Origin of the sequence: Flavobacterium sp. MAHUQ-57 (assembly GCF_051908335.1) — a bacterium.
GTDB lineage: Bacteria > Bacteroidota > Bacteroidia > Flavobacteriales > Flavobacteriaceae > Flavobacterium.
In genome coordinates this window covers 1449933-1464627 of sequence record NZ_JBPZTE010000007.1, presented here as the reverse complement: position 1 = coordinate 1464627, position 14695 = coordinate 1449933, and the positions used below count along the sequence as shown (strand labels likewise).

The 14695-nt window shown below is 35.5% G+C and carries 16 protein-coding genes; 9 read left to right on the top strand and 7 right to left on the bottom strand.

Features of this window, described 5'->3' with window-relative positions; translation table 11 throughout:
- Nucleotides 1-46: 46 nt before the first annotated feature.
- Complete coding sequence (locus ACS8MM_RS14590; RefSeq protein WP_379718223.1) at nt 47-2302, bottom strand: M1 family metallopeptidase; 2256 nt, start codon at nt 2300-2302, stop codon at nt 47-49.
- A 79-nt stretch (nt 2303-2381) separates the two neighbouring features.
- Nucleotides 2382-2726, bottom strand: a complete 345-nt coding sequence (locus ACS8MM_RS14585; protein WP_379718221.1) for a DUF6249 domain-containing protein — start codon at nt 2724-2726, stop codon at nt 2382-2384.
- A gap of 33 nt (nt 2727-2759) precedes the next feature.
- Between ACS8MM_RS14585 and ACS8MM_RS14580 the strand changes: the two genes are divergently transcribed.
- Both ACS8MM_RS14580 and ACS8MM_RS14575 read left to right on the top strand, forming a co-directional pair.
- A complete protein-coding gene (locus ACS8MM_RS14580) occupies nt 2760-3461 on the top strand; it encodes an RNA polymerase sigma factor (RefSeq protein WP_379718219.1) in 702 nt (233 codons plus the stop codon).
- The gene (locus ACS8MM_RS14575; protein ID WP_379718217.1) at nt 3442-3840 is read left to right on the top strand and encodes a hypothetical protein; all 399 of its coding nucleotides are present in this window, start codon (nt 3442-3444) and stop codon (nt 3838-3840) included. The genes ACS8MM_RS14580 and ACS8MM_RS14575 overlap by 20 nt, the downstream gene beginning before the upstream one ends.
- Before the next feature lie 68 nt (nt 3841-3908).
- Here the strand turns inward: ACS8MM_RS14575 and ahcY are convergent, their stop codons facing one another.
- Nucleotides 3909-5225: an adenosylhomocysteinase gene (ahcY, locus tag ACS8MM_RS14570; protein ID WP_379718215.1), complete on the bottom strand. Its 1317-nt coding sequence runs from the start codon at nt 5223-5225 to the stop codon at nt 3909-3911.
- Nucleotides 5226-5361: 136 nt separating this feature from the next.
- Here ahcY and ACS8MM_RS14565 point away from each other — a divergent pair, with 136 nt between their 5' ends.
- On the top strand, nt 5362-5991 hold the full coding sequence (locus ACS8MM_RS14565) for a 4'-phosphopantetheinyl transferase family protein (protein ID WP_379718213.1): 630 nt from the start codon (nt 5362-5364) through the stop codon (nt 5989-5991).
- Nucleotides 5992-5999: 8 nt separating this feature from the next.
- Here the strand turns inward: ACS8MM_RS14565 and ACS8MM_RS14560 are convergent, their stop codons facing one another.
- Entirely contained in the window at nt 6000-6287 is a 288-nt protein-coding gene (locus ACS8MM_RS14560; protein ID WP_379718211.1) for a hypothetical protein, read from the bottom strand.
- Between the two features lie 108 nt (nt 6288-6395).
- Here ACS8MM_RS14560 and ACS8MM_RS14555 point away from each other — a divergent pair, with 108 nt between their 5' ends.
- Genes ACS8MM_RS14555 through arfB form a run of 4 tightly spaced genes read left to right on the top strand, consistent with a single transcriptional unit; the run spans nt 6396 to nt 10254 of the window.
- The gene (locus tag ACS8MM_RS14555) at nt 6396-7154 is read left to right on the top strand and encodes a geranylgeranylglyceryl/heptaprenylglyceryl phosphate synthase (protein WP_379718209.1); all 759 of its coding nucleotides are present in this window, start codon (nt 6396-6398) and stop codon (nt 7152-7154) included.
- 12 nt (nt 7155-7166) lie between these two features.
- Entirely contained in the window at nt 7167-7787 is a 621-nt protein-coding gene (gene pnuC / locus ACS8MM_RS14550; RefSeq protein WP_379718207.1) for a nicotinamide riboside transporter PnuC, read from the top strand.
- A complete protein-coding gene (locus tag ACS8MM_RS14545) occupies nt 7748-9850 on the top strand; it encodes a DUF4301 family protein (protein WP_379718205.1) in 2103 nt (700 codons plus the stop codon). The genes pnuC and ACS8MM_RS14545 overlap by 40 nt, the downstream gene beginning before the upstream one ends.
- Before the next feature lie 2 nt (nt 9851-9852).
- Nucleotides 9853-10254 carry an alternative ribosome rescue aminoacyl-tRNA hydrolase ArfB gene (gene arfB, locus ACS8MM_RS14540; protein WP_379718203.1) on the top strand — a complete coding sequence of 134 codons (402 nt, stop codon included), beginning with the start codon at nt 9853-9855 and terminating at the stop codon, nt 10252-10254.
- Here arfB and ACS8MM_RS14535 read toward each other — a convergent pair whose 3' ends face one another.
- From ACS8MM_RS14535 to ACS8MM_RS14525, 3 genes are all read right to left on the bottom strand, one after another.
- On the bottom strand, nt 10255-11016 hold the full coding sequence (locus ACS8MM_RS14535; RefSeq protein WP_379718201.1) for an enoyl-CoA hydratase/isomerase family protein: 762 nt from the start codon (nt 11014-11016) through the stop codon (nt 10255-10257).
- Between the two features lie 69 nt (nt 11017-11085).
- The gene (locus ACS8MM_RS14530; RefSeq protein ID WP_379719033.1) at nt 11086-11835 is read right to left on the bottom strand and encodes a uroporphyrinogen-III synthase; all 750 of its coding nucleotides are present in this window, start codon (nt 11833-11835) and stop codon (nt 11086-11088) included.
- Nucleotides 11836-11855: 20 nt separating this feature from the next.
- The gene (locus ACS8MM_RS14525; RefSeq protein WP_379718199.1) at nt 11856-12521 is read right to left on the bottom strand and encodes a DUF4271 domain-containing protein; all 666 of its coding nucleotides are present in this window, start codon (nt 12519-12521) and stop codon (nt 11856-11858) included.
- A 99-nt stretch (nt 12522-12620) separates the two neighbouring features.
- On the opposite strand from ACS8MM_RS14525, the gene ACS8MM_RS14520 reads away from it, so the two are divergent.
- Together ACS8MM_RS14520 and ACS8MM_RS14515 are read left to right on the top strand one after the other, a co-directional pair.
- Complete coding sequence (locus ACS8MM_RS14520; RefSeq protein ID WP_379718197.1) at nt 12621-13346, top strand: polyprenol monophosphomannose synthase; 726 nt, start codon at nt 12621-12623, stop codon at nt 13344-13346.
- Between the two features lie 9 nt (nt 13347-13355).
- Entirely contained in the window at nt 13356-14693 is a 1338-nt protein-coding gene (locus ACS8MM_RS14515) for a dihydroorotase (protein ID WP_379718195.1), read from the top strand.
- The last annotated feature ends 2 nt before the right edge of the window (nt 14694-14695 follow it).

The following is a 14695-nucleotide window of genomic DNA, read 5'->3' as shown; positions in this document are numbered from 1 at the left end:
TCCGAAACTACGGATCGCAAGGGTTTTAACCAATTCATAATCAAAATTAGTATCTGGCAAACGAAAAACTCTGACCGCCCATACTTATTGTAAATTCGCTTTTAGATTCATTGTACTGAAGTTCTACACCAGCGGCATCAGATTTAAATTTATCTTTTCCTGCTACCTCAAAAGAAAGTGCCGGACCTTGGCCATCTTCAGGTGTACCAACCAGAGTACCATCTTCATTCGTGAAATTAAGTTTAATTGGAATCTGTTTACTTGAAAACTTCCCTAAATAAGCGTCTAAAATAGGTTCTTTTTCCAATTCACTTTTACCTTCTTCCCATATATTATTACTTGCATTCACATCAGGAAAAACACGATCAGGATCAATTGTAATCGATGCAATTTCTTCTGAAGAATTCAATTTAAATTTCCAATCCGAGTTACGTTGCCAAACCTCAACCGGTAACTGCACTCGACTTACCGCACCGGATTTCGTTTTCACTTCCAAAACAACCGGCATTGCCATTTTTTCCAAGTTTTGAATAGAAACCAACGCACCGTTTTTTGGATTATTTTTAATGTATTTAATTTTCGTTATCCCTTGATCCAATCTCCAATTATTAACGAACCAACCTCTCCAGAACCAACTCAAATCTTCACCAGTAACATTTTCCATTGTTCTGAAAAAATCATCTGGAGTTGGATGCTTAAAAGCCCAACGTTCAATATACACTCTAAATGCTCTATCGAAACGTTCTCTTCCCAAAACTTGCTCACGCAGTATAACTAAGCCCAGAGAGGGTTTTTCATAAGCTAAAACGTCCAAATTCTGTTCTTTCATTCCGTCTGGAGCAGTCATTACTGGTTCTAAATCTGGATTGGTTAAAAAGTTAGCCCCACGATGCATATTTCTAGGTCTAGTTTTATATTCGCCTTGATTAAAATCAGCAGAACTCAAAGAATTAATAAATGTATTCAACCCTTCATCCATCCACGCGAATACTCTTTCATTAGATCCTACAATCATTGGAAACCATGTATGACCAAATTCGTGATCCGTAACTCTCCATAAATCTTCACCGCCATACTTCCAGTCGCAGAAAACAATACCAGGATATTCCATTCCTCCCGCGCTACCACTAGCTACATTAACTGCAGCAGGATAAGGATACTCCAACCAACGTTTCGAATAATTTTCAACAGAGTATTTGGTATACTCTGTAGCTCTTCCCCAAGCTTCTTGACCGGCACTTTCAACCGGATAAGCCGCAATCGCAATAGATTTTTTTCCGCTCGGTAAATTAATTTTAGAAGCATCAACTACGAAAGATGCCGAAGAAGACCAAGAAACATCACGTGCATTTTTAATTTTAAAACGCCAAGTTAAAGTTGTTCCCGTAGGTCTTGAATTCTTATTGGTTACTTCTTCAGCCGAACGAATCGTTACCGTTTTATCGCTATCAGCAGCTAGCTTCCATCTTTTTTGTTGTTCAGCAGTATACACCTCCGAAGGATTCATTAATTCACCTGAACACACCACAATATGATTTGAAGGAGCGGTCACAGCGATATCAAAATCACCATATTCCAAATAAAACTCACCAGCACCAAGATAAGGCAATGAATTCCATCCTTTCACATCATCGTACACACACATTCTCGGATACCATTGTGCCATGTTGAATATCTTACCGTTTTGCGTTTCATGCACTCCCATTCGATTAGAACCGAAGTTCGGAGAGATAAATGAAAAATCAATTTTAAGCGTTACCTTTCCACCATTAGCCTGAAGTTCTTGAGGCAAAAACACTTGCATTCTAGTATCTATAATTTCGAATTTCGCTTCCTTTTCAATTGTCTTCCCATTAGCATTAGAAATTACACGAACCGATTTAATCTTATAACCACCGTCAAATACTTGTCCTTTATCCACATAAAGCATCCCTGACATAGAAACAGTCGATTTACCACGAGAACCTTCTTTAAAGAGATTTTGATCAACATTCATCCACAAAAAAGAAATCTGATCAGGGCTATTATTAGTATAGGTCAAAACTTCTGTCCCAATAATTTCATTTTTGGCATCATTAAGAACCGCAGTCAATTTATAATCTGCTCTGTTTTGCCAATACTTTGCTCCAGGCTGTCCGCTTACCGAGCGCGTTTCAGTACCATTTTTGGTGTAAAAATTCGGTCCAAATGCAGCGTGATAGTCGTAATTCGATACTGATTTAGGCTGCTCTTGAGCCAACATTTTGGTCGTCCCTAAAGAAGCTATCAAAAGGGAAGCCATTGTAATAATTTGCTTGTTCATGATTTTGATTTTTTCCGCTGCGCTCCAAACAGTTCGGCTGCGCCTCGTGTGATGATTGTGATTGATGAGTTGCTACAATTTATTCGTCTAACTTTTTAGTCATATTGAATCCAATAAACAACGATACCCCAGCCATTGTAAAAATTGTAGCAGGATAAACACCATCTTGATTTAAAGAAGTGTAAGTAGTTAACAATAATGCGACAAAAGTGCCCACACCGATTCCCATTAACAATAATGCAAGATTTAAAAGAATTACTTTGTAAAACGGGGATTTGGATTTAGCACCTGGCATAAAAATACTGGCATCTACTCCTTTTTCGATAAGAGCCAAACGCTCTCTATTGCGTGTTGACAAATAAAGATAAAAAACACCGAAAACGGCTGCAAAAAAACTAATTGGAATTAAAATGTCTCCTAACATGATTGATTGATTTAAAAATTAATATTGATTGATATGTTCACAAGCTATGACGACAAGACTTCTGTTTTGGTTACAAAAAAATTAAAAAAATATTTTTTCAATAAAACTGTAACCGATACACACTTTTTATCGTCTTACCTCTATATGACTTTTATAGAAGACCAGCATTATATCAACTTAGTCCTGAATGGCAACACGAATAGTTTCGCTACTTTAGTGGATCGTTATAAGGATATGGTATATACTTTGGCTTTAAAAATGCTCAACAACAAAGAAGAGGCCGAAGAAATTGCTCAAGACACCTTTATAAAAGTTTTCAACTCATTGAACAAGTTTAAAGGAGAATCCAAATTTTCAACTTGGGTTTATAAAATAACCTACAATACATGCCTTGATGCATTAAAGAAAAAGAAGAAGCAAAACAATGTAGCCTATATTGAAGATTTTAGCGAACATCAAACCAAAACACTGGAAGGAATTCTGGACAACATTGATGAAAAAGAAAGAAACCAAGCCATACAAGATTGCTTAGAAGAATTAGCAAGTGACGAAGCTTTTTTACTTACACTTTATTATTTTGATGATCAATCAATAGACGAAATAGCCAAAGTTCTTAACTTAAGTACTGATAACGTAAAAGTAAAATTATTCAGAACCCGAAAAAAATTGGCTACCATTTTAAAAAGAAGATTAGAACCTGAAATTTTAGATTATTATGAATACGAACGAAGATAAACACATCGAGAAATTAGTCGACAAAATGTTGAAAGATCAGACTTTGGAAACTCCTTCGTTTGATTTCACATCAAAGGTGATGTCACAAGTAACCGCAATACAATCGAGTAGAATAACAACCTATAAACCTTTACTTTCAAAAAAAACAGTTTTAATTATTATCAGTATACTACTAGCATTGATTGTCTTCAGTATTTTTTACGATAGTAAACCAACAAGCAATTGGATTCCTCATATTGAATTTATTCCTTTCAAAAATCTAACAACATCGTATGAGTTTTCTAAAGTAACCACTTACAGCGTGGTATTAACTGCAATAATGATATTTATTCAGATTCCTATTTTAAAAAATTATTACGATCGAAAATTTGACAGATAATAGTCATTCAAAATAAAAAGCCGCTCTAAATAGAGAGGCTTTTATATTTAAACCGATGTTAAATCGGATTAATATCTATAGTACTCAGGCTTAAATGGCCCTTGAACTTCAACACCAATATAAGCAGCTTGCTCATTGTTTAATGTTTCTAATTCAACTCCTAATTTAGCTAAGTGTAACGCTGCTACTTTCTCATCTAAATGTTTAGGTAACATGTATACTTCGTTTTTGTATGCTGCAGAGTTAGTCCACAATTCGATTTGTGCTAATGTTTGATTCGTAAACGAGTTAGACATTACAAATGATGGGTGACCTGTAGCACATCCTAAGTTTACCAAACGTCCTTCAGCCAAGATAATGATATCTTTACCGTTTACGTTATAAATATCAACTTGTGGTTTTACTTCAGTTTTCGTTGAACCATGGTTTTTATTCAACCAAGCCATGTCGATTTCATTATCGAAGTGACCAATGTTACATACGATAGTTTTATCTTTCATTGCTTCGAAATGTTTCCCTACAACGATATCTTTATTTCCTGTTGTTGTAATAACGATATCCGCATTACCAACTACAGTATCTAATTTTTTAACTTCGAAACCATCCATCGCAGCTTGTAAAGCACAAATTGGATCAATTTCAGTCACAGTAACAATAGAACCAGCACCACGGAAAGAAGCTGCCGTACCTTTACCTACGTCTCCGTATCCACAAACCACTACTCTTTTACCTGCTAACATAACGTCAGTTGCACGACGAATTGCATCTACAGCAGATTCTTTACAACCGTATTTGTTATCAAATTTCGATTTAGTAACCGAATCATTTACGTTGATTGCTGGCATGAACAATGTTCCGTTTTTCATTCTTTCGTATAAACGGTGAACACCAGTAGTAGTTTCTTCTGATAAACCTTTAATCCCAGGAATTAATTCTGGGTAACGGTCAAAAACCATATTGGTTAAATCTCCACCATCATCTAAAATCATATTCAATGGTTTTCTATCTTCACCAAAGAATAATGTTTGTTCGATACACCAGTCAAAAGATTCTTCATCAAGACCTTTCCAAGCATATACTTGAATTCCAGCAGCAGCGATTGCAGCAGCAGCCTGATCCTGAGTCGAGAAAATATTACAAGAAGACCAAGTAACCTCAGCTCCTAAAGCAATTAATGTTTCTATTAAAACCGCAGTTTGAATTGTCATGTGTAAACATCCTGCAATACGAGCTCCTTTTAGCGGTTGGCTTGCACCATATTCAGCACGAAGTGCCATTAAACCTGGCATTTCAGCCTCAGCTAATTCGATTTCTTTTCTTCCCCAAGCTGCAAGGTTAATGTCTTTTACCTTGTAAGCCACAAATGGAATTGTCGTTGTACTCATCTATTTCTATATTTGTTTTATATTCGAATAATTTCGGACAGCAAAATTAAGCATTTCCTTTTTATTTCCTAAATCATTTTGCTTATTTTGTGAATTGTTTAAGTTTCTAATCTTTTGAAATCCAATAAAATAACAGATGCCGCTTTTTAAAACCTACCACATTAACGATTCAACAACCGTTTTTCTTTGGAAAATAACCGAAGATTACACCGATTTGTTGCGTTGTGTCACCATGAAAGAAGCATCATTAAAAAGACTGGAAAGCATGAAATCTGAAGGTCATCAAAAAGGTTTTCTAAGCGTACGAATGCTTCTTCAACATTGTGGTTATAATGATTATGACTTAGTGTACGACGAATTCGGCAAACCCCATTTACAAGACGGAAAACATATTTCCATTTCCCACTCCTTCGATTTTTCCGCTATAGCCATAAGTAATGAAAACATTGGTATTGACATCGAACAAGTGAAAGAAAAAGTACTGCGAATTGCTCCTCGTTTTATGGAAATGTGGCATTTAGAAAATCTTTCCGAATCAGAACAAATGAAAAAAGCCACCGTGATTTGGGGAACCAAGGAGGCTATTTTTAAAGTGAAAAATGAAGCCGGAATAAGCTTTCCTGAACATATTTTTGAAAAACCTTTTTCTCTATCCGATAAAAAATGCAAAGCCGAACTACACTTCAACACACGAATTGAAAAATTCGAAATTTCGTTTGAAGAGGCAGAAAATTACATGTGGGTTTGTGCTATTCTTGCCGACTAATTAAAATCTTATAGAATAGTAGTATTAACCAAAATAGCCAATACACTGATAAATACACTGGCAATAATCAAATCAAATACTAATTTATGTTTTTGCTGTGACAAAATCGCTCCGTTTACAAAACTACATGCAATCACCACAAACGCCAATTGTATCATTTGTAAAAGCGAAACTCCATTTTGCAAAATATACATGGCAGCCGCTCCACCCAAACAACTTTGCCCTATAATCGCCAAAGTAGTAAACCCTAAATACCCTCTCTCGAAGTCCTGAAATGTTTTTTGATATAAAGTCATGATTTCTATTATTTTATACTCCAAAATTACCATTGTAAGTCAACCTATTTCATGACAAAAGTCATATCCTGAAAAGTATTTTAATCGTATCCTTTTTCAATTCAGAAGATGATACACTTAAAAAAACTATTTTTACAACAGAATAAGAACAAGCAAATGATTTATCAACAAATACTAACTGCCAAAAAGGAAAAAAGGAAGTTATTGGCCATTTTACTCGACCCCGATAAAATTGACCTGAACTCTTTATCTTCACTAGTAGAAAAAATCAATCAATCACCAGCTACGCATATTTTTGTGGGAGGAAGTAGCGTTGAAAGCAACATCATAGACGAACTAATACTCTTGTTGAAAGAAAAGACAGATTTACCTATTGTATTATTCCCAGGTAATCCGTCGCAGATTTCTGACAAAGCCGATGCCATTTTATTCCTAACCTTATTGTCAGGAAGAAACCCCGACTACCTAATTGAACATCAGGTAAATGCAGTTCCCATTTTAAAAAAAACACATTTAGAAGTAATTTCAACAGGCTACATCCTTATTGAAAGCGGCAAACAAACTGCAGTTGAGCGTGTAAGCCAAACCTCTCCTTTAAATAGAGACAACTCCGATTATGCACTTCAAACAGCCCAAGCCGGTGAATATATAGGAAATAAATTAATTTATTTGGAAGCTGGCAGCGGAGCACAACAAGCCGTTCCAACAATAATGATTGAAAAAATAGCACAAAACCTTCAGATTCCTATTATAGTTGGCGGTGGTATCCGTTCGAAACAAGGTATTGATGATGCTTTTTCCGCTGGGGCAGATTTAGTAGTCATTGGAACTGCTTTCGAAAACGACATTCACTTTTTCAATTCTTAACCATAACCCAACATGATCGATTTTTTTATTGATGCTTATAAAAACACTCCTCTTTGGCAAATACTTTTAGAGGCCATCGCATTTATCTTTGGAATATTGAGTGTTTGGTATGCTAAAAAGGAAAATATTTTAGTATACCCTACCGGGCTCATCGCCACAATGATTAGTGTTTATTTGCTTTGGAGAGCAGAATACTTAGGAGATATGATGATCAATTTATACTTCTCTGTCATGAGTATCTATGGCTGGTGGAATTGGTCCAGAGGTAAAAACGAGGAAGCATTGGAAATCACCAGAACCAATACCAAAGAAAAACTTTACGGCATTGCTTTATTCTTACTCACACTATTTGTTGTAATAGGGATTTACAAATACTTTGAATACGAGATAAAAACAGAAAATTATTTTGATATTTTTGCATCTGGTATTTTCTTCACCGGAATGTGGTACATGGCCAAAAAGAAAATCGAAAACTGGACTTTGTGGATTATCGGCGACATCATAGTAGTTCCACTTTATGCATATAGAGGACTCGGGATGCTTTCGTTACAATATCTAATATTTACACTATTGGCCATAGCGGCTTATTTGGAATGGAGAAAGATCTTAGACAAAAAGAGACTTCAATTATAAAGGTAACTCTTTACGGACCTGAAAGCACTGGTAAGACTACTCTTGCCAGACAATTGGCCGAACATTTTAATACCGTATGGATTGAAGAATTTGCAAGGGATTATCTTCAAGAAAAACTAACAAAATTCAATGCGATTTGCGACGAATCTGATTTGTTGCCTATTGCTATTGGTCAAACTCAACTGGAAAACAAAGCTCTAGAAAAAGCCAACCGATTCCTTTTTTGCGACACCAATTCTTTGGTAACCAAAGTCTTCTCTGACATCTATTATGACCACTGTACAGACGAATTGGAAGAAGCCGCCCGGTTGCATGAATACGATTTGTTTTTCCTTACTGACATTGATGTACCTTGGGAAGACGACGGATTAAGAGACAGTCAAGAATACCGAGACAATTCTTTTGTCCTTTTTGAGAAGGCATTAATCGATTATCAAAAGCCCTATATTTTAATATCCGGAAACCAAGAAGAACGCCTGCAAAAAGCGATTCAAATTGTTACTGATTTGGAAAAAGCAAAGAGAATCGGACTGACAAATCACGATTTCATTGCAATTCATAAACAAGAAAAAAACATCGATTACATCGTTACTCAAATTAACAATATCAAATCCGGAGTTTCGAAAATCACCATAGACAAACCAGCCACATTAAACAATGGCATTACCCAACTGTCTGAAAACGAATTTGACTATTTCAGCTCTGTTTATGATACTAAAATGCATCAATATACAGTGGAGAAATTTGTTCCCGCATCTGGAGCAGCTAGTCGTATGTTTAAATTTTTGACCGATTTTATCCAAGAGTACAATCCAGCCACTGAAACCATAAATGGCTACATCAATAGATCCAAAAACAATTCACTTTCAACGTTTATTGTTGCCATGGATAAATTACCCTTTTTCAGAGAAGTAGACACCTATTTAAAATCAACTTATCCTGATTTCAACTCCTTTTCAATTGACCGAAAGAATCATCTTTTTATCGCAACGATATTAACCGATAAAAATTTCAATTATATTGATAAACCTAAAGGAATCCTTCCTTTCCATCAATACGAAGGGATAAATGCTACCCCAATTGAAGAACATTTAAAAGAGGCTTTAGCGTACTGTGCTAACGAAGAGAAAGCAACGCTACACTTCACTATTTCAGAGGAGCACAAAGTAGACTTTGAAACCATTATTCAAAAAGCAAAAAAGGAAATCAAGAAGAAAATTGACTACAGTTTTTCCGTTCAAAATACTTTAACCGATTCCATTACGCTAAATGAAAAACTGGAAACCAATAAAGATGGTAAGGGCGAAATTATTTTTAGACCCGGTGGTCATGGCGCTCTACTTCATAATTTAAACGAACGAGAGTCAGATATTATTTTTATCAAAAACATTGACAACGTAAGCCACAACAGCCTAAACACCATTGCATTGTACAAAAAGGCTTTAGGTGGTGTTTTAATTGAAAAACAATCGCAAATTTTTGAACAAATTCAACTATTAAACAAAGCTGAATTATCTAAACAGGATATCAAAAAAATCGCAAAATATATCACCGAAAACTTAAATATTGCCATCCCTAAGAGTTTTGAAGACTATAAAACGGAGAGCAAAATTAAGCATCTCAAATCCATTTTAAACCGACCAATTCGAGTGTGCGGTATGGTGAAAAATGAACAAGAACCAGGTGGCGGACCATTTTGGGTGAAAGAAAAAGATGGTAGTATTTCATTGCAAATAGTTGAATCAGCACAAATCGATTTAGACAATAAAACACAAGCTAATTTATTTAAAAGTGCTACACATTTCAACCCGGTAGATTTAGTTTGCGGCATCAAAAACCATAAAGGAAAAAAATTCGATTTATTGAATTTCACCAATCCGGAAACAGGCTTCATAGTAGAAAAAAGTAAAAACGGAAAAACATATAAAGCCTATGAATTACCCGGTCTTTGGAATGGAAGTATGGCCAATTGGATAACATTTTTTATCGAAGTACCAATTGAAACTTTTAACCCTGTAAAAACAGTGAACGATTTACTTAAAGCGAACCATCAACCTCGATAATCGTGGAAAAAGAGACAATCCTTTCAGAACTACAATACAAAGCTGTTAGAAGCAGTGGAGCAGGTGGTCAAAATGTCAACAAAGTTTCAAGCAAAGTCATTCTGTTCTTCGAATTACTCAATTCCAAAGGGTTAACTGACGAAGAAAAAGAATGGCTACTTAACAAATTAAGCAAAAAGTTAAACCAGGAAAACATACTGCTGTTAACTTGTGAAGAAGACCGAAGTCAGCTAAAAAATAAAGAAATAGTCACAAAAAAACTTTTTGAACTACTAGAGAAAACATTACTGAAACCCAAAACCAGAAAAGAAACTAAAATTCCAAAATCAGTCAAAGAAAAAAGACTGAAAGAAAAGAAAACGAATGCCGAAATCAAGAATTCTCGTCGCAAACCCGACTTTTAATTATTGTTTCTTGAATTGATTTAATGCATTTACTGTAAAGTCACTTAACACCAATTTACCTGAAATTGCCGCTCTTTCATACAAAAGCGTTCCCCAATTTTCGGTTCCTTCCCACAAGACTTTTTTCATTTCCAACAAAGCTTCTGGATTATAGGAACTTAATTTGAGAACATAAGCATGCAAAGCTTCATCCATCTCAACAACCGTAGAAAACAATTCGGAATATAACCCATTTTGATAGGCCCACTGTGCACTTTTCCATTCCGAAGGCTGTAACGTCATTTGCGACATTGCTGTTTTACCAATCTTCCTAGAAACTGCTGGTTCAATTACGAACGGACCGATTCCGATAGCAATTTCTGAAAGTTTTACAGCTGCATTATCGACTGCAAAAGTATAATCACAAGCAGAAGCCAAACCCACTCCTCCTCCTACAGCTTTCCCTTGAATTCTTCCCACGATTATTTTTTTACATCGGCGCATCGCGTTAATCACATTGGCAAAACCACTAAAAAAGACTGTCCCATCTTCTAAATTACGAATAGAAAGCAATTCGTCAAAAGAAGCTCCTGCACAAAAAGCCCCTTCTCCAGCACTTTGAAGGACAATAACAGAAATAGCATCATTTTCACTTAAAACATCCAACTGCTCCGTCAATTCTTTCAATTGCGAACTGGGAAATGAATTACTTGCCGGATGAGCAAAAGTTATTGTAGCTATAGCTTTATCGATGGTTGTGGTAATTGTTCCGTTAGCAGACATTGTATTTTTATTTGATGCGTAAAAATAAAGAAAAAGCATAAAAAAATCCCGATATAATCGGGACTTTCTTTATTTACCTTTATTTACTTCGGCAACATATTTTTCTAGAGCCATCGTCATGGATGGAGCTTCAGGCGTTGGTGCCATTATATCCACTCGTAAACCATGCTCTAATGCTTCTTTTTGTGTTGTACTTCCAAATACCGCTATACGAGTATTGTTTTGTTGAAAGTCAGGGAAATTTTTAAACAATGATTTAATTCCTGTCGGACTAAAAAATGCCAATACATCATAGTACACATCTTTCAAATCAGACAAATCACTCATTACAGTTTTGTAAAAAGTTCCCGGAGTCCAATCCAGTTTCAAATTATTTAATGTTTGCGGAATATCTGCATTCAATTGATCAGATGCAGGCAACAAGAATTTTTCCTCTTTGTACTTTTTGAAAAGCGCAGACATATCAGCAAAATCTTTTTGCCCAACATATATCTTACGTTTTCTGTACACTACATATTTTTGCAGGTAATAAGCAATCGCTTCACTCTGACAAAAATAGCGTAAATCTTCAGGAACTTTGTAACGCATTTCCTCTGCCACTCTGAAAAAATGGTCAACGGAATTTTTACTCGTTAAAATAATCGCAGTAAAGTTGTTCAAATCAATTTTCTGAGCGCGAACCTCTTTGGCCGGAACTCCTTCTACGTGTATAAAAGGTCTAAAGTCAACTTTTATTTTGTGCTTATTTTGTAAATCAAAATAAGGCGAGTTATCAACTTTGGGTTCAGGTTGCGATACTAAAATCGTTTTCACTTTCATATTAGACATGCCTAAATCTGTTATCGGTTTGTAATTGCATAATACATAAAGTAATAGGGAGCAATTTCAAGAGCGCAAATATATAAAATAAAATAAAACAACTTACTCAAAAGCAAATTTTGATAATTTCTTAACGAAACGAGGTAAGTTACCGAGTTAGTTATCAATAATATAACTAAAACACCAAGAATCACATAAGAATTCATTAAATTAGTATAAAAGAGCAAAATGTTAATTGGCAACAACAACAACCCTACATAGGTTCGATAGCTCACTTTGAACAAATTGAACTGCTCAATAAAGCTTTCAATATTAAAAGAAGCGGCTATAATTTTCTCGATCAAAAATTTAGACAAGACAAAGAAACTCAGAAAAGTAAAAATTTGAATAAAGCTAATCCAGTTGGTCTTAGTGGTATACCCAAAATAACTCAAGACTAACAAAATAAAAAAAGAGAAAGAAACCAACTGCACAAAAAACAGCAAAATGGTAAACCAACTCATCAAGTTACTGGTATCTTTATACACTTTAAGGTATTTATTATTGACCAGCAGACTGACAAAATCACTGAATCGATTTTCGAAAGCCGCTCTGGTTATCACAACAATTCCTATAGTAACAATAAAAACTATTGTTATCCAGTCTTTGTTTTCGACAATTCGCGGAATCAATTCGTATTTTCCCATGGCGCAAAATTACAAATTTTTTAATCGTAATGCTGAATTATAAATTATTTAAGAAACACATAACCTAAAAAGTTTATTTTTGCATCAGATTTTAACACCATGCAAGACGGAATTGTCATTATACCTACTTATAACGAGATAGAAAACATTGAAACTATTATTCGTGCCGTTTTTTCATTACCGAAAAAATTTGACGTTTTAATTGTAGACGATAATTCTCCTGATGGCACTGCTGACAAGGTCGTTGAACTTCAACAGGAATATCCTGACGCACTGCATTTAGAAAAAAGACAAGGAAAAGCTGGTTTAGGCACTGCCTACGTTCATGGTTTCAAATGGGCAATCCAACATCACTATGAATATATCTTTGAAATGGATGCTGATTTCTCTCACAACCCAAATGATTTAGAGAAATTATACAATGCCTGTAAAATCGAAAACGCCGGAATGTCAATCGGCTCTCGATACATTACTGGAGTTAATGTAGTTAACTGGCCATTAAACCGGGTATTAATGTCTTACTTTGCATCGGTATATGTACGTATGATTACCGGTATGCAAATTCAGGATGCCACTGCAGGTTTTGTTTGCTACCAAAGACAGGTTTTGGAAAAAATTAATTTGGACCGACTAAAATTCACTGGCTACGCTTTCCAAATTGAAATGAAGTACCGCACTTTTGTCAATCATTTCAAAATCGTTGAAGTTCCCATTATTTTTACCGACAGAACTAAAGGTGAATCAAAAATGAGCGGCGCCATTATCCGCGAGGCTATTTTGGGCGTTATCATGCTACGTATCCGAAAAATATTCAACCGATTATAACACACAACTATGAACTCGATTTTAATTAAAAACGCAAAAATTGTTAACGAAGGAAAAATAACCGAAGGCGAAGTTTTAATTGAAAATGAATTCATCAAACAGATAGGCAAGAACCTCAACATTCCTGCAAATTGCAAAATCATAGATGCAAAAGGCAATTATCTAATTCCTGGAGCTATTGATGATCAAGTCCATTTTCGGGAACCAGGACTAACCCACAAAGGAAATATCGCTTCCGAATCACGCGCTGCAGTGGCTGGAGGTATCACTTCTTTCATTGAACAACCCAATACAGTTCCCAATGCTGTTACCCAAGAAATTTTAGAGCAAAAATACCAAATTGCTTCTGAGACATCGTATGCCAATTATTCTTTTATGATGGGCGCCACGAATGATAATTTGGAAGAAGTTTTAAAAACCAATCCGAAAAATGTAGCCGGAATTAAAATTTTCTTAGGCTCTTCTACTGGCAACATGCTGGTTGACAGAGAAGAAGTGCTAACCAACATATTCTCCAATACAAAAATGCTCATCGCGGTGCATTGTGAAGATGAAACCACGATTAAAAATAATTTAGCGGAGTACAAAGAAAAATACGGTGATGACATCCCGATGGAGTTCCATCATTTGATCAGAAGCGAAGAAGCGTGTTATCTTTCTTCTTCGAAAGCAATCGAATTAGCTAAAAAAACAGGCGCACGCTTGCATATTTTTCATCTTTCAACTGCCAAAGAAACGGAATTATTCAGGAATAACATTCCGCTGGAAGAAAAACAAATTACAGCAGAAGTTTGCGTTCATCATCTTTGGTTTACCGATGAAGATTACAAAACCAAAGGCTCACTCATTAAATGGAATCCGGCAGTAAAAACCCAGAAAGACAAAGACGGATTATGGAAAGCATTACTAGATGACCGAATTGACGTAATTGCTACTGACCATGCTCCACATACATTAGAAGAAAAAGCCAACCCTTACACATCAGCCCCTTCCGGCGGACCATTAGTACAACATGCTGTGGTTGCGATGTTTGAAGCCAACAAACAAGGTAAAATCTCGGTAGAGAAAATCGTTGAAAAAATGGCACATAATCCTGCTAAAATTTTCAAAATAGACCGCCGTGGATTCATTAAAGAAGGCTTTTATGCTGATTTAGCCATCGTTGATCCAAATTCACTTTGGACAGTAGCAAAAGAAAACATTTTATACCATTGTGGTTGGTCTCCATTAGAAGGAACCACTTTCAGTTCAAAAATAACCCATACCTTTGTCAACGGAACTTTGGTATTTGAAAACCAAGAAGTCAAAGAAATCAACAAAGGAAAACGTTTAGCTTTTAATCGATAGAT